General features: G+C 63.5%; 1 pseudogene. It reads left to right on the top strand.

The features are described from left to right. Positions 1 to 255, top strand: a pseudogene (locus tag AB4Y32_RS40600) (type VI secretion system tip protein VgrG); the annotation flags it as partial.

Raw genomic sequence — 255 nt, forward strand, 5'->3', positions numbered from 1 at the left:
ACGGCATACGACCAGCCAGGTGCGGGCGGCAAACAGCTTGCGATGGCGGAAGTCGTTGCGCAGCTCAGGGAACTGCTGACGCTGGCTGAATCGCTGGCGCAGTCCGCAGACGCGTCAAAGGCGTCGCCAGCCGACACCAGTGCGCAGAAGGCAATCAATGATGCCTTGAACGAGCTGAACAAGCCGGGTGTGCTCGTCAGCGCGCCGGGACCGGTTGGTGTCGTGTCGGGCGATGGTATCGAGCTTGGAAGCGAC

It is taken from the genome of Paraburkholderia phymatum, assembly GCF_040965635.1.
GTDB lineage: Bacteria > Pseudomonadota > Gammaproteobacteria > Burkholderiales > Burkholderiaceae > Paraburkholderia > Paraburkholderia phymatum_B.